General features: G+C 67.1%; 15 protein-coding genes. 3 read left to right on the top strand and 12 right to left on the bottom strand.

The features are described from left to right. Positions 1-59 precede the first annotated feature (59 nt). The 6 genes from rplO to rpsH are packed head-to-tail and all read right to left on the bottom strand — an operon-like array spanning position 60 to position 2,742. The gene (rplO, locus tag HH308_RS02820) at positions 60-500 is read right to left on the bottom strand and encodes a 50S ribosomal protein L15 (RefSeq protein ID WP_170192659.1); all 441 of its coding nucleotides are present in this window, start codon (positions 498-500) and stop codon (positions 60-62) included. A 3-nt stretch (positions 501-503) separates the two neighbouring features. Further along, positions 504-683, bottom strand: coding sequence for a 50S ribosomal protein L30 (gene rpmD / locus HH308_RS02815; protein WP_170192658.1), 180 nt, complete (start codon positions 681-683; stop codon positions 504-506). After that, positions 683-1,327, bottom strand: coding sequence for a 30S ribosomal protein S5 (gene rpsE / locus HH308_RS02810; RefSeq protein ID WP_170192657.1), 645 nt, complete (start codon positions 1,325-1,327; stop codon positions 683-685). Before rpsE ends, rpmD begins: the two co-directional genes overlap by 1 nt. A gap of 46 nt (positions 1,328-1,373) precedes the next feature. Then, entirely contained in the window at positions 1,374-1,790 is a 417-nt protein-coding gene (gene rplR / locus HH308_RS02805) for a 50S ribosomal protein L18 (protein WP_170192656.1), read from the bottom strand. Positions 1,791-1,793: 3 nt separating this feature from the next. After that, entirely contained in the window at positions 1,794-2,330 is a 537-nt protein-coding gene (rplF, locus tag HH308_RS02800) for a 50S ribosomal protein L6 (protein ID WP_170192655.1), read from the bottom strand. Positions 2,331-2,343: 13 nt separating this feature from the next. Continuing rightward, a complete protein-coding gene (gene rpsH / locus HH308_RS02795; RefSeq protein ID WP_170192654.1) occupies positions 2,344-2,742 on the bottom strand; it encodes a 30S ribosomal protein S8 in 399 nt (132 codons plus the stop codon). A gap of 366 nt (positions 2,743-3,108) precedes the next feature. Here rpsH and HH308_RS02790 point away from each other — a divergent pair, with 366 nt between their 5' ends. Both HH308_RS02790 and HH308_RS02785 read left to right on the top strand, forming a co-directional pair. Continuing rightward, entirely contained in the window at positions 3,109-5,466 is a 2,358-nt protein-coding gene (locus HH308_RS02790) for a GGDEF domain-containing protein (protein ID WP_170192653.1), read from the top strand. Between the two features lie 40 nt (positions 5,467-5,506). Then, complete coding sequence (locus HH308_RS02785) at positions 5,507-6,349, top strand: mycofactocin-coupled SDR family oxidoreductase (RefSeq protein WP_170192652.1); 843 nt, start codon at positions 5,507-5,509, stop codon at positions 6,347-6,349. A 276-nt stretch (positions 6,350-6,625) separates the two neighbouring features. On the opposite strand, the gene HH308_RS02780 is transcribed toward HH308_RS02785, so the two are convergent. Next, positions 6,626-7,297, bottom strand: coding sequence for a trimeric intracellular cation channel family protein (locus HH308_RS02780; protein ID WP_170192651.1), 672 nt, complete (start codon positions 7,295-7,297; stop codon positions 6,626-6,628). Continuing rightward, positions 7,294-7,971 carry an EthD domain-containing protein gene (locus tag HH308_RS02775; RefSeq protein WP_170192650.1) on the bottom strand — a complete coding sequence of 226 codons (678 nt, stop codon included), beginning with the start codon at positions 7,969-7,971 and terminating at the stop codon, positions 7,294-7,296. Before HH308_RS02775 ends, HH308_RS02780 begins: the two co-directional genes overlap by 4 nt. Before the next feature lie 54 nt (positions 7,972-8,025). On the opposite strand from HH308_RS02775, the gene HH308_RS02770 reads away from it, so the two are divergent. Continuing rightward, positions 8,026-8,787, top strand: coding sequence for a DUF2127 domain-containing protein (locus HH308_RS02770; protein WP_170192649.1), 762 nt, complete (start codon positions 8,026-8,028; stop codon positions 8,785-8,787). Positions 8,788-8,933: 146 nt separating this feature from the next. Here HH308_RS02770 and HH308_RS02765 read toward each other — a convergent pair whose 3' ends face one another. From HH308_RS02765 to HH308_RS02750, 4 genes are all read right to left on the bottom strand, one after another. Next, complete coding sequence (locus HH308_RS02765; protein WP_170192648.1) at positions 8,934-10,322, bottom strand: MFS transporter; 1,389 nt, start codon at positions 10,320-10,322, stop codon at positions 8,934-8,936. Then, on the bottom strand, positions 10,319-10,750 hold the full coding sequence (locus HH308_RS02760) for a MarR family winged helix-turn-helix transcriptional regulator (protein ID WP_170192647.1): 432 nt from the start codon (positions 10,748-10,750) through the stop codon (positions 10,319-10,321). The genes HH308_RS02765 and HH308_RS02760 overlap by 4 nt, the downstream gene beginning before the upstream one ends. 123 nt (positions 10,751-10,873) lie before the next feature. Then, positions 10,874-12,790 (bottom strand): ATP-binding cassette domain-containing protein, encoded by a 1,917-nt coding sequence (locus tag HH308_RS02755; RefSeq protein WP_170192646.1) that lies wholly within the window; start codon positions 12,788-12,790, stop codon positions 10,874-10,876. Between the two features lie 22 nt (positions 12,791-12,812). Then, positions 12,813-13,940, bottom strand: a complete 1,128-nt coding sequence (locus tag HH308_RS02750; RefSeq protein WP_246284186.1) for a type III polyketide synthase — start codon at positions 13,938-13,940, stop codon at positions 12,813-12,815. Positions 13,941-14,020: the final 80 nt, after the last annotated feature.

Genomic DNA, 14,020 nt, shown 5'->3' with positions numbered 1-14,020 from the left:
ACGAGGCTGACCTGCAGTTGCAGGCCGGCCTCGCCCACCACTCGCCCGACGGGAGCAGACTACAGTTCGGTGACCGTGCCGCCGGCCGCGGAGATCTTCTCCTTGGCCGAAGACGAGAATTTGTCAGCGGTGATGTTCAGCGCCACCGACAGCTCTCCGTCGCCGAGAACCTTGACGAGCTGGTTCTTGCGGACCGCGCCCTTGGCGACGAGTTCCGCGACGCCGACGGTGCCACCGGCCGGGAACAGCTCGGCCAGATCGCCGACGTTGACGACCTGGTACTCGACCCGGTTGCGGTTCTTGAAGCCCTTGAGCTTCGGCAGCCGCATGTGCAGCGGCATCTGCCCGCCCTCGAAGGCGGCAGGCACGTTCTTGCGTGCCTTGGTGCCCTTGGTGCCGCGGCCCGCGGTCTTACCCTTGGAACCCTCACCGCGACCCACGCGGGTCTTCTCGGTCTTCGCGCCCGGCGCGGGGCGAAGGTGGTGGAGTTTGATGGTCATTGCTTAAACCTCTTCGACTGTCACGAGGTGGCGCACCACGTTGATGAGGCCGCGGTTGGCCGGGGTGTCCTCGCGGGTGACCGACTTGCGGATGCCGCGAAGGCCGAGGGTCCGCAGGCTGTCACGCTGATTGCTCTTGGTACCGATGGTGCCCTTGATCTGGGTGATCTTCAGCTGTGCCATCACTTCGCTCCTTGTGCCAGCGCACGTGCACGCAGCATGCCTGCAGGCGCAACATCTTCGATCGGCAGCCCGCGGCGTGCGGCGACCTCTTCGGGACGCTGCAGCATCTTGAGGGCCGCCACCGTTGCGTGGACGACGTTGATCGCGTTGTCCGAGCCGAGGCTCTTGGCGAGGACGTCGTGGACGCCCGCGCACTCCAGCACGGCACGCACCGCGCCACCGGCGATCACACCGGTACCGGGGCTGGCCGGGCGCAGCATCACGACACCGGCCGCGGCCTCACCCTGAACGGGGTGGGTCACGGTGCCGCCGATCAGCGGAACGCGGAAGAAGTTCTTGCGAGCCTCTTCGACGCCCTTCTGGATCGCCGCGGGAACTTCCTTGGCCTTGCCGTATCCGACACCGACCAGACCCTGGCCGTCGCCGACGACGACGAGAGCGGTGAAGGAGAACCGACGACCACCCTTGACGACCTTCGACACCCGGTTGATCGCTACGACGCGCTCGAGCTGGTTGCGATCCTGGTCGCGGCCGTTGTTCCGATCGTCGCGGCGGCCGCGGCCGCCGCCACGGCGGTCGTTGCCGTTGTTGCTGTTGTTGTCTCCGGCGGGTCCGTTCCCGCCGTCACGCTGACGTCCGGGCATCAGAGGACTCCTCCGGTCTTGGTGGTGAAAGTTGCGAACATGCTCATTAGAAGTCGAGGCCTCCCTCGCGGGCGGCGTCGGCCAGCGCCGCGATACGGCCGTGGTAGTCGTGTCCACCACGGTCGAAGACCACGGCGGTCACGCCGGCGGCCTTGGCCCGAGCCGCGATGAGCTCGCCGACCTTGCGGCTCTGCGCGGTCTTGTCGCCGCCCGCTGCCCGGACGTCGGCCTCGATGGACGACGCCGCGGCCAGGGTCTTGCCGACCAGGTCGTCGACGAGCTGCACGTGGATGTGCCGCGAGCTGCGGTTGACGACCAGACGCGGCCGCTCGGCGGTGCCGGAGACCTTCTTGCGCAGGCGGAAGTGGCGGCGCGAGTTGGAGACGCGACGACGAGTCGAGACGTCCTTGCCGACCGGCTTGCGCTTGGTGGTCTTGTTGGTTTCAGTGGTTGTTTCAGCCATTTCCTACTTACCCGTCTTTCCGACCTTGCGACGGATCTGCTCACCCTCGTAGCGAATGCCCTTGCCCTTGTACGGGTCGGGGCGACGCAGGCGGCGGATGTTCGCCGAGATCTGGCCGACTTGCTGCTTGTCAATACCCGAGACCGAGAACTTGGTGGGCGACTCGACGGCGAAGTTGATGCCTTCGGGGGCCTCGATCGGAACGGGGTGGCTGTAACCGAGGGCGAACTCGAGGTCGCGGCCCTTGGCCTGCACGCGGTAACCGACACCGTAGATTTCCATCTTGGTGGTGTAACCCTGGGTGACGCCGATGACCAGGTTGTTGATCAGCGAGCGGTTGAGCCCGTGCAGGGCGCGGTTGCGACGCTCGTCGTTGGGACGAGTGACGACGATGTTCTTCTCTTCCACGGCCACGGCGATGGGCTCTGCGACAGTCAGGCTCAATTCGCCCTTCGGGCCCTTGACCGTGACGTCCTGGCCGTCGATGGTGACGTCGACGCCGGCCGGGATTGCGATGGGATTCTTACCAATACGCGACATATCTACGCTTCCCCTACCAGACGTAAGCGAGGACTTCGCCGCCCACGCCCTGGTTGGCTGCCTGGCGATCGGTCAGCAGGCCGGAGGACGTGGAGATGATCGCCACGCCGAGGCCGCCGAGCACCTTGGGCAGGTTGGTGGACTTTGCATACACCCGAAGACCGGGCTTGGAGACGCGGCGCAGACCAGCGATGCTGCGCTCACGGCTCGGGCCGTACTTCAGGGTGACGACGAGGTTCTTGCCGACTTCGGCGTCCTCGGTACGGTAATCGGTGATGTAGCCCTCGCGCTTGAGGATCTCGGCGATGTTCGCCTTGATCTTCGAGGCGGGCAACTTCACCTCGTCGTGATACGCCGAGTTGGCGTTACGCAGACGCGTCAAGAAGTCTGCGATCGGGTCAGTCATGGTCATGGTTGACCGTCAACCTTTCTCGTAGCGGTTCCCATGCAACGCAGGTCGCGGGAGTTCGACGTCCCGTTCTCTCCGGTGGGCCTTCTACGAAGCGGATAGTTGTAAATAGGTTCTCGCCGCCGATGCCCCTGGCTTTTCGCCGGCACCGGAGACTATTCAGTTATGGGAAACCGGTGCACTGAGGGCACAGGCAACCGCTCTAGTGTAGAGAAGTCCGTGTCTGATCCCAAATCGGCGGACCGGAGATAACGTCGCAGCCTCGATTCACGATGTTCAGGTAAGAGTTTTCGATCATCCAGGTGTCTCAGGGGAGGTAGTGCGATAGTTCACGCGAGCACCCGATCGCCGGTGAGACCCCGCCTCCCCATGCTCATCGCCGCCTTCGACGACCCGGCCACCGAGGAGCGGTTCCGCCAATCCTTCTACGCGGACGGCAGACGCCTGCGCCTGGAGGCGTGGACGGCGGTGTCGATCTTCTCGCTGATCGTCGGCGCTTATCTCACCTTCTTCAGCCCCGCGGAATCGGATCGATCGACGCTGGGGCCGTTGTTCCTGGTCGCGGTCGCCCTATCGAGCGGCCTGGGTTTCGCCAGCCAGGCGCGTCCACTGCACCGACGTATCTCGGCTGCATTGTTCGTCGGCGCCGTCGGCCTGCAGGTCGCCGTGTTGATGGCCACCCGCATCGTGCTCTACCGAGCCGGCCACGATCCGCTGCCGGTGACCTACCCGATCGCCCTGTCGCTGGTGTTGATCGTGACTCAGCTTCGACTGATCATCGTGGCACCGGTGATCATCACCTTCGCCGCGGCGATCTCCGTCACCGAGGCGCTGACCATCCCGATGGGCGTCGTCGAGCGCAACACCGTCGTTCTCGGATGTGCGATAGCCGTCGCGGCGTTGGTGTCTGTGCACCGAGTGGAGATCACCTCCCGGCGCACGTTCGACGCCGATCGAACCTACTGCGCGCTCGCCAACACCGACAGCCTGACGTCGATCCCCAACCGGCGTCACGCCGAGCAGCGACTACGCGCGGCCGTCTGCTCGCCGGAGATGGCCCCGGTGAGTCTGGCGATCCTCGATCTCGACGACTTCAAGGCGTTCAACGACAGCCATGGCCATCCCGCGGGCGACGCCCGGCTCAGGTCGATCGCCACCGCACTGCAGGACGCGGCGAAGCCCGATGATTTCGTCGCTCGACATGCGGGCGAGGAGTTCACCGTGCTCTTCTGTCGTACGACGCCGGCCGACGCCCGGCTGCGAACCGAAGCACTGCGCGCGAAAGTCGCAACGGTGAGCGCCGCGGATTCGGTCGAGCGGTCGACGACGGCGTCCGCGGGTGTCGCGACGCTGGTCGGCACCTGCCCCGACGACGCCGCCGACGAGACCGCGCAAAGCCTCACCCGAGCCGCCGACCAGGCCCTGTACCAAGCGAAGGCGACCGGTCGCGACAAGACCGTGGCCCCGGTTGCCTGTGTGCCGACGGCCGCCGGCTCCTCGCGGCGGAAGCGGGCACGCGGCGCCGACGACATCTCTACGGTGAGCAACCTCCGCGCCCGCTGCGGCCGGATGCGATTCGCCGATCCCCCGCTGGAAGCACAATTTCGAGAGCAGTTCGAACGGCACGGATGCGGCAGTCGACTGGTCCTGGCCATGGCGACGCTGGCCGCGTTCGCCGTCACCATCACGGTTCAGACATTCCTGATCACCGACCTCACCGCACATGACCAGATGATTCGGATCGCCCTGATCGGCTGCGACGCGGCCGGGCTCGTACTGGCGATGGCCGTGGCGCGGATGCGTCCGCGCCGGTTCGGCCCACAGTTGCACATCCTCGCGATGGCCGTGGTGATCGCCGGTCTGATGACGCAGCGACTCGTCGTTCCGGTGGGAACCGACCTCGTACCGTTGCTGGCCCCGGTCGCGATCCTGGTCAGCCTCGCGCTCGTACAGATCCGACACGTCGTGCTCCTGCCGAGTATCGCCGTGCTCGGTGCCGGTGTACTCGGTGCCGAGATGTGGGTGCTGCCGGGCGACGCCGAGCGGTTCATCGCCGTCGGCGTCGGGGCGATCGTGATCATCATCGTCGCGCGATTCTCGTTCGCGATGGAGCGGCTCCTGCGAATCGACTGGGAGCGCACCCGGATTCTGGACGAACTCGGCCGAACCGATCTGGTCACCGGGTTGCCCAACCGACGCGCCTTCATCGACGCACTGCGCGCCCGGCTGTCCGGCTCCGAGCCGGTGGCGCTCCTGCTGCTCGACGTCGACCACCTCAAGGCGTACAACGACAGGTTCGGTCATGCGGCCGGAGATCGCTTCCTCGCCGCGACCGGATCCGCACTCGCCGCGGCGATCGGTCCGGCCGACACGGTCGCCCGGGTCGGCGGCGAGGAATTCGCCGCGCTGCTGGTCGGCCCGCCCGTCGGTTCTGGCGAGTCAGCTGATGCCGATCACTGGGCTCGTCGCGCCGATTGGGTTCGCGCGGCGATCGGCGGCGGCTCGGAGCGGTCCGGCGAGATGCGCGGTGCGGTGACGGCGTCGGCCGGGCTCGCGATCGCTCGGCCGAGTACTGGTCTCGACGATCTCGATGCCGTGATCGACGACCTGTTCGAGCGTGCCGATCGCGCGTTGTACCAGGCCAAGCACCGTGGCAGGAACCGGGTCGTCGTCGCTCCGGCTCGTGTTTCGGCGGTCGACGAGAGCGGGCCCACCCTCGTCGGGTAACAATGAACACGTTCTAGTTTTGCTCGACGACAGGAGAACCATGGGCAAGCTCACCGGTCAGGTCGCGTTCATCACCGGCGCCGCGCGCGGTCAGGGACGTGCGCACGCGGTCAAGCTCGCGTCCGAGGGCGCCGACATCATCGCGGTCGACCGCTGCGCCGACGTCGAGACCGCCCGGTATCCGATGGCCACCGAAGCCGATCTCGCCGAGACCGTCCGCCTCGTCGAGGCCACCGGGCGCACCGTCGCCGCTTCGATCGCCGACACCCGCGACCTCGACGCCCTGCAGAACGCGGTCGACGCGGGGGTCCAGCGATTCGGGCGACTCGACATCGCTGTCGCGAACGCCGGCATCGCCGCAGCTCCGACCATGTCGTGGGATCTCGCACCGGAGGCATTCCGGGAGATGATGGACATCAACGTGACCGGCGTATGGCAGACCACCAAGGTCGCGATACCGCACATCCTGGCGGGTGGCCGCGGTGGTTCGGTGATCCTCGTCTCGTCGATGGCCGGGCTGCGCGGCGTGCCGGGAATCGTGCACTACGCCAGCGCCAAACATGCCGTGGCGGGGATGGCGAAGTCGATCGCCAACGAGGTGGGCTGGGCGAACATCCGCGTCAACTCCATCCACCCGGGCAATGTGCGCACCACCATGATCGACAACGAGCCGATGGTGCGCGGCTTCCGCCCCGACCTCGACGATCCCGTCCTCGACGACACCGCCGAGATCATGCAGAAACTCAATCTGCTCCCCCTCCCCTGGGTGGAGGCCGAGGCGATCGCCGACGCCGTGCTCTACCTCGTCGCCGACACCGGCCGCGGCATCACCGGCGCCGCGCTGCCCGTCGACCTCGGCACCAGCGCGAAATTCGGCGGATAGCGCCGGCCGTCTAGACAGATCGAGCTCACGAGTCACGACGCACCGCCACCCCGCCCGCCGAGTAGGGAGATCGAGCTTGCGAGATCTCACGTATCGAGGTGTCGCGAGCCGAAATGCCAACGCAGCCAAAAACACTCCCGACCGTCCTCCCGGTGCGGGAGTAGACGAGGCACCTCGCCGCACCTCGATACGATCAAGCTCGCAAGCTCGCTTGATCTACTCGGCGAGCGGTGGGCAGGGCCAAGCCGGCAAAGGGCGACGCGAGGCCACGGCTGATCACTCCCCCGGCCGTTGCCGCCGAACGTAGTGCGGCAGCGGCCCGCGCCAGCCGTACCGCACGGCGAGCAGCCGCACCGACGTCGTGACCGCGGCGCAGATCAACCCCACCCAGGCGTTGTACAACCCGAAGTTGAGCAGGATCGCGGTCGCCACCGCCCCGACCGTCGCGGGAATCGCATACAGCGAGTCGGGGCGCAGCACGGTGGGCACCTCCCCCGACAGCACGTCGCGCACCACGCCGCCGCCGATCCCGGTGGTGACGCCGAGCAGCGCCGCGGTCGGCGCGCCCAACCCACCGTCGTAGGCGACGACGGTTCCGGTCACGCAGAACAGGCCCAGCCCCACGGCGTCGGTGAACTCCAGCGACCAACCGGTGAGAATCCGCGCCGGGTGTTTGACGAAGATGATCAGCGCGGTCACCGTCGCGGCGATCAGGAAGGTCAGATTGGTGAACGCGGTCGGCGGGAACTGCCCGATCATCACGTCGCGGATGATGCCGCCGCCCAGCGCCGTCGCACTCGCCAGCACCACCATCCCGACGATGTCGAGGTTGCGGCGCACCGCGGTCAACGCCCCCGACGCCGCGAACGCGACCGTCCCGATCACCTCGCCCAGGTGATGGACCGCCGTCGCAGCCGATTCCAGGTCGGTGGCGAGGGTCGCGCTCATTCGCCGAGCGGGAAGTCGTAACGCGACGTCGGGACCAGGTCGAGGTCGCGGTCGGCGCCCATCCGCCCGACGCTGGCCATCATCGCCGCGAGGCGTTGCTGCAGCAGCGCTTTGTCGCCGCCGCTGCCGTAGAAGGCGTGCAGATCGCCTATCGCGGCCATCGGAAACAGTTCCTCGACGACGGCGTCGACGCCGATTGCGTTGTCCGTCAACGGTTTCACCACGATGTTTTGGTAGTAGCCGAACGTCGACTGGGTGTCGATGGCGACCTGCGTGTGTTCGTCGAGCCAGCGTCGACGCCACTGAGCGTATTCGAGTTCCGCGGGGCGTCGCAGAAACGCGACATTCGACAGCGCGTCGACGCGGACTCCGGTGGGCAGGTCGGGGTCGAGCGGTTTGCGAACTTCCGCTTCCCACGCCGCGACGTCGGAGGCGACGGTACACAGCGATTCGACGATGTTCGACGCCGCGCCGCCGTCGCAGAACACCACCGCCTCGATCGGCTCGGCGTAGTGGCCGATGCGCATCGCCGCGCCCACGGCGTCGTCGGACATGTTGATCTGCAGTCGCCGAACTCCCTGCTCCCGCAACGCATCACGTAGTTGCGAGCCGAAGAGCGCGGCATCGTCGACGCCCCACAGCGCGCCGATCACCCGAGGGTCGTCAGAGGTCATTCGACAATCGTATTGGGCCTGCCGGCGCGGACGTGAGGGTCTACCGTCTTGTCCATGGACTGGTCTCTGCGTGCGTGCTCTTCGCACGGTCATTTCACCTACGCCCCCGACGAAGACGACCTGCGTGCCCGGCTGACCGTCGACACCGCGGCCGGCCGTGCCTGGCGCTGTCTGCGCTGCGGAACCTTCGTCGTCGGCGACCCGCACGGCAGCGGACCCGCCGACCACGCTCCCGAAGTGCCGCGCGGCGCGATGCTGCGCGATCGTGTGATCATGCGGCTGCTCGCCTGCGAACGGGCGATCCGCGGGCTCTTCCTTCTGTTCGCCGCCTTCGTGGTCTTCAAATTCCGTACCAGCCAGGGAGCGTTCCGAGCGAAGTTCGACGCCGAGATGCCGCTGCTGCGCCCGATCGCCGACCAACTCGGCTGGAACATCGACGATTCGAAGTTCGTGGGATACATCGAGAAATCGTTCACCTTGTCGACGTCGACCCTGACGATCGTCGCCGCGCTGATCCTGGCCTACGCGGTCTCCCAGTTCATCGAGGCGACCGGCCTGTGGCTGATGAAGCGCTGGGGCGAATACTTCGCGGTGGTGGTGACCAGCCTGTTCATTCCGCTGGAGGTCTACGAGATCGTCGAGAAGGTGACCATCCTACGCATCTGCCTGCTGATCGTGAACGTCGCCGCAGTGGTATGGCTGATCTGGAGCAAACACCTCTTCGGCGTCCGCGGCGGAGCGAAAGCCTATGAGGCACTTCATCATTCGGAGAGTCTGCTGACCGTCGAGCGGGCAGCGCTCAGCCGGACGGCCTGAGGCGATTGGCGAGGGTTGGTGTTGTTGCCGACTGGGAGAAAATCGTCCGAATATCGGGCCTCCGAGGGCACTTTGCCCTTGCTGACCAGCTATTTTCCCGATTTTCCCGATCCGGCCCGGATCCTGGCGACGCTCGGCCGGGCAGGCTAACCGGATCCGATCCGCCGCAGCGAGCGATCGCCGACGACCATCAGCACGCCGAGCCCCGCGACGACGAGCAGCACGTACGCGAGCCGATGCAGGCCGCCGGTTGTCGCGTCTGCGCCGAAGACCTGCGCGAGCACCACCGACGACGTCATCGCGCCGACGTACATCGACGTTCGCAGCAGACCGGCCGACGCCGCGATGCGGGCCGGATCGGCCTGGCTGTAGACGGCGTTCTGATTGCCTAGTCCGTTGAGCCCCTGCGGAATTCCCGCGCATACCGCGACGACGACGAGCAACCCCACACCGCTCGCCGAATGCAGGGTCAACAGCAGACCGGCGGCGATCACCTGAAACGCCGCCCCGACTACGAGCTTGCCCCAGATGCGCGGCGACCGTCCGGTGAGTGACGCCACGACGATCGACGCCGTCGCGAGCGGCAGTTGGAGCAGCCCCGCCGCCGACGGCGACAGGCCCCGGCCGTCCTGCATCCACTGCGCGAGCCCGTACAGGAAGCTGTAGCTGACGATGTACGCCACCATGTTTCGCGTATAGGTAGCCATCAACGGCCGATTGCCCGAGAGCACCCGCAGGTCCAGGAAGGGGTCGTCGCGGCGACGTTCGACGACGACCAGCACGACCGCGAGAACTACCGCGACGGCGAGTAGGTATGCCTGCGACAGTTGCGGATTCATCAGATACAACAGTGCCGCCGACAGTGCGCCGCCGAACAGCACGACGCCGGGCCAGTCGATCGCGCGGATAGTCGCGTCGCCGCGTACCGTCGGCAGCCGCCGGGCGCCGAAATACAGACAGAACAGGGCCAGCGGAATGTTGACGGCGAAACTCGCCCGCCAGCCGCCCAGCAGTATCAACCCGCCACCGAGCGACGGACCCAGCGCCGCGACGGCCTGGGCGCACACCGACAGCGCCGTCAACACGACCGCCGGACTGTCTTTGCCGGTCCGGCGAGCTTCGGATCGGATCAGGTACATCGACACCGGAAAGCCCGCGCACGTACCGACGCCGAGCAGGATGCGGGCCGCGATCAGCACATCCAGATTCGGCGCGAGCATGCCGAGCACGCCTGCGACGCCGACGAGCCCGGTCAGCACCAGATAGGGTTTGCGCGGCCCGAACAGATCGACGATCCGCCCGACCACCGGCTGCCCCACCGCCGTGGCCAGGTACAACCCCGACACCAGCCACTGCGCGTGCGCCAACGGGACGCCGAACGCGCGGGCGATCGGAATCAACGAGACCGCGATGATCGCCGAGTTGATCGGATTGAGGACCGTCGCCGCCAACATCGGCGTGAGCAGACGCCGATCGAAGACCTCCGGCGACGCCGGGCGATCGGGGCGGCGACGCGACAGCGGGCGCGTGATCATTCGGCCAGCCGCGCCATCAACGGCAGTGCGGCGACGAGGGTGGCCCGCTCGTCGTCGGTGAACCGCTCGGCGATCGCCCGGGCCAACCATTCGTCCCGGTCCCGACGGGTCCCCTCGACCATGCGACGCCCAGCCGACGACAACGACAGCACCAGTCGCCGCCCGTCGGCCGGATCCGGGGTGCGTTCGACGAAGCCACGCTCGACGAGGACTCCCACCGTCGTCGCCATCGACTGCGGCCGGACACGTTCGGCCGCGGCGAGCTGGCTCGACGACAGATCCGCACGCGAGAGCCTGGACAACACCGCGGTCTGCGTGGGCGTCAGCTCGTCCACCTGTGCGACGTCGCGGAAGCGGCGTCGAAGACGGGAGAAGACCACGCGCAGTTCGGCGGCGACGGCCAGCGGCGACGAGTGGGAATCAGCCATAATAGTAAGTCTAGACTGATCAGTTTGGACTGACTAGTTTCGGTACGCATCGCATGCCCCGGGCGCAAACACAGACGGGTCCCGGCCGACCCGGCCGGGACCCGTCATTCGAGATAGTCCTGCTTACACCTGCACGCCCGACTCCTCGACCACCTCGCCGACCTCCAGCTTGATCAGCCGGTCGGCGAGATCGAAGTAGCGGTCGTCGTGGGTGATCACGATCACGGTCTTGCCGCGAGCGGCGAGGTCGGTGAGGATCTCGCGGTAGAAGGTGTCGCGGAACTGCGGTTCCTGGTCGGCCGCCCACTCGTCGAACAGATAGATCGGACGGTCCTCCAACAGCGCGGTCACCAGCGCCAGCCGCTTGCGCTGCCCCTGGCTGAGCGCGACCGTCGACAGGTGTCCGTTCTGCACGCTCACCTTGTCGTCGATCTTCAACATCCGCAGGTAGCGGCGCACCTCGTCGTCGAGGTCGGGGCGGTCGAACCCGAGGTAGTCGTCGAACAGGTGGAAGTCGGTGAAGATCGCCGCCGAGTTCTGCCGGAACCATTCGATGTTGTCGTGGTCGATGCGCTCGCCGTTGAGGCTGATCGAACCGTCCTGCGGCACATAGAGTCCGGTGAGCAGCTTGGCCAGCGTCGACTTTCCGCTGCCGTTGCCGCCGACGATGAACGTGACGGCGCCCGGCTCGAACACCGCGTCGATCGGCCCCAGATGGAAACCGTGTCCGGGCGGCGGTCCGCCGAGGTGCGGTCCGCCCGGTCCCCGGCCATCGGGCGGCGGCGGGCCCTGACGTCCCGGCGGCGGACCGCCCGGGCGGCCGCCACGACCACCACGCCCGCCACGTCCACGCCCGGCGGGGGCACCGCCTGGCCGCTGCGGCAGTCGGCCGTCGGGAACACTCTCACCCCGCCCGCCGTCGGAGCCGTTCACGTCGGGGTGGGCGTTGCCCTGCGGTGGCGGCCCCATCGGTCCCATGGGCCCCATCGGGTCGCCCCCGGGCGGGGGAGGTCCGGTCGGCGCCTGCTCGGTGAGGTAGGTGTAGGTGAGTCCGGCCAGCTCCAGCCGAGCGGATTCGACGACCGGCCGCTCGACGTAGGGCAGCGCCTCCTCGTCGTGCAGTGCCTCCATCGACAGTTCCAGCGACTGGATCTTCTTCAGCGCGACGTCGCCGCGCAACAGGTCGGGGATGCGGTGCATGAAGTTCTGCATCGGCATGGCCAGGAAGGTCGTGACGATCACGTAGCCGACCAACGTCTCCTGCGGCATCTCCAACGCGACGGCGACGCCGAACAGGATCGCCGCCATCGTCGCCAACTGCAGCACCATGCCCAGGCTCTGCCCGATCGCGAACTTCGATCCGGCGTCGATGTTCTTGCGCCGCAACTGTTCTGCGGTACCGAGCAGCTTGTCGTCCATGAAGTCACGACGCCGGCCGCGGTGCAGCTTGAGCTCCTTGATGCCGACGCTCACCGAGTGGAACGAGTTGATCAGGTCGTCTTCGTGTTCGCGCACCGAATGGAACAGGGAGCGAACGTATTTCAGCACCGTCTCCACGCACCCGATCGCGATGAGCGTCGACCCGACGGTGATGGCGAACAACGGCCCGGACAGAACCGCGAGGAACACCAGGCAGCCGATGATCGTGGCGGCGTCGACGCACATGCTCGGGATGGCGCTGACCGCCATCGACAACGACCGCACGTCCTCGGTGAGCGTAGCCAGCAGGCGGTGCGTGCCAAGGCGTTCGAGATGTTCCAGCGGCGCCGAGACCACACCGGCGCTGAGCTTGGCTCGCAGCTGGTAGATGGCGTCTTGGGCCAGCCGGATCAGCAGGATCTGCGACGCCAGGCCGGCGACGATCACCACCGCCGCGGTGAGCGCGAACTTCTCCCACGTCCCCGCGCCGCCGTCCGGCCCGATCACGGCGTTGATCTGGGTCACCAGATACGCATTGGCCGCGCCGCCGATGAGGCCCATCGTCACCGCCGACAGAATGCCGAACCAGGAGACGGAGAATAGAAAGCGAATCAGCTTCATAGGGGTGACCTTTCGCAAGCCACTATCGGCGGATGATGTCGAAGATCATGCCCTCGAGCGTCACGCCCGGGGCGAAGGAGAATGCGACGCCCGGGGCCACCGGGCGCTCACCTGCGTCCGGGCTGTCGGAGCAACTCTCGGCGACCATCTGCTGCAGAACGAAGATCAACGAGACGCTGAGCATGTTGCCGTACTCGGCGAGCACGTCCCAGCTGGGCCGCGCCCGTTCCAGAGCCAGATTCAACGACCGCGCCGATGACTCCAGGATCGCGGGTCCACCGGGATGGATCGCCCACAGCTCGACGTCGTCGCGCACCATGCCGTGCGCGTGCAACTCGGCGTCGACGGCCGGCCCGACGCCGTCGACGATGTACTGCGGAAGTTCCTCGGCCAGTTCACAGGTGATGCCGTTGTCGTTGACGCCCAAGACGATTCCGTCCTCGGCGTCGTCAAGGAGATGGCTGAACGTCGATCGGATGACCACCTGGCCGACGGGCAGGTGATGACCCACCTCGCTGGCTCCGACGACGACCGCGCCGCAGCCGTCGCCGAAGAGGCTGTGGGTGATGACGTCGACGACGTTGTCCCCGAAGGCCGCATTGACCGAGCTGAGCTCGAGGCAGATGACCAATGCCTTGCGGTCGGGGTGCGAACGCACGTAGTCGGTGGCCGTGCGGATTCCGTTGACGGCGGCGGCGCAGCCCATGAAGTTGACGACGACACGCCCGACGGTCGGGGCCAGACCCAGCTGCTTGATCACCGCGACGTCGACGCCGGGGGCGATGAATCCGGTGCTGGTGACGAAGATCAGCAGACCGATGTCAGCGGCGGGATCGTCGAGGCCGGCGACGGCCCGTCGGGCGACGTCGACGGCGATCGGGACCGCCAGCTCGTAGTAACGGTTCATCCGCTCGCGGATGGTGGCGGGTTTACGGCTGTACTCCAGGAACTCCGGATCCAGCGGGTCGATCGCCAGGTGCCGCGTGGTGATGCGGGTCTTGGCGTAGATCCGCGGGATCCGCGCCTGCTGGGCGGGGTCGTCGAACAATGCGGCGACCCTGTCGGCCGCGGCGGCCTGCGAGTAGATCGTCGTCGGTGCGCCGGTGGCGATGGACTCGATGACCGCGACCGTCGTCGGCGGGGCGGGCATCGTGGCGAACTCGTCGGGCTGGTCGATCGGCGTCGGCAGCGTAGCGAGCGGGGCCGATTGAACCGGGAGCGTTCCGAGCG

The organism is Gordonia asplenii (assembly GCF_012933505.1).
Classification (GTDB): domain Bacteria; phylum Actinomycetota; class Actinomycetes; order Mycobacteriales; family Mycobacteriaceae; genus Gordonia; species Gordonia asplenii.
Note: the sequence above shows the minus strand (reverse complement) of the source record. Positions and strands in the feature narration are given on the sequence as shown.

Bases quoted from the DNA above. Each gene is read 5' to 3' on its own strand.
- rplO (WP_170192659.1), bottom strand. From the start codon at position 500: ATGACCATCAAACTCCACCACCTTCGCCCCGCGCCGGGCGCGAAGACC.
- rpmD (WP_170192658.1), bottom strand. From the start codon at position 683: ATGGCACAGCTGAAGATCACCCAGATCAAGGGCACCATCGGTACCAAG.
- rpsE (WP_170192657.1), bottom strand. From the start codon at position 1,327: ATGCCCGGACGTCAGCGTGACGGCGGGAACGGACCCGCCGGAGACAAC.
- rplR (WP_170192656.1), bottom strand. From the start codon at position 1,790: ATGGCTGAAACAACCACTGAAACCAACAAGACCACCAAGCGCAAGCCG.
- rplF (WP_170192655.1), bottom strand. From the start codon at position 2,330: ATGTCGCGTATTGGTAAGAATCCCATCGCAATCCCGGCCGGCGTCGAC.
- rpsH (WP_170192654.1), bottom strand. From the start codon at position 2,742: ATGACCATGACTGACCCGATCGCAGACTTCTTGACGCGTCTGCGTAAC.
- HH308_RS02790 (WP_170192653.1), top strand. From the start codon at position 3,109: ATGCTCATCGCCGCCTTCGACGACCCGGCCACCGAGGAGCGGTTCCGC.
- HH308_RS02785 (WP_170192652.1), top strand. From the start codon at position 5,507: ATGGGCAAGCTCACCGGTCAGGTCGCGTTCATCACCGGCGCCGCGCGC.
- HH308_RS02780 (WP_170192651.1), bottom strand. From the start codon at position 7,297: ATGAGCGCGACCCTCGCCACCGACCTGGAATCGGCTGCGACGGCGGTC.
- HH308_RS02775 (WP_170192650.1), bottom strand. From the start codon at position 7,971: ATGACCTCTGACGACCCTCGGGTGATCGGCGCGCTGTGGGGCGTCGAC.
- HH308_RS02770 (WP_170192649.1), top strand. From the start codon at position 8,026: ATGGACTGGTCTCTGCGTGCGTGCTCTTCGCACGGTCATTTCACCTAC.
- HH308_RS02765 (WP_170192648.1), bottom strand. From the start codon at position 10,322: ATGATCACGCGCCCGCTGTCGCGTCGCCGCCCCGATCGCCCGGCGTCG.
- HH308_RS02760 (WP_170192647.1), bottom strand. From the start codon at position 10,750: ATGGCTGATTCCCACTCGTCGCCGCTGGCCGTCGCCGCCGAACTGCGC.
- HH308_RS02755 (WP_170192646.1), bottom strand. From the start codon at position 12,790: ATGAAGCTGATTCGCTTTCTATTCTCCGTCTCCTGGTTCGGCATTCTG.
- HH308_RS02750 (WP_246284186.1), bottom strand. From the start codon at position 13,940: ATGCCCGCCCCGCCGACGACGGTCGCGGTCATCGAGTCCATCGCCACC.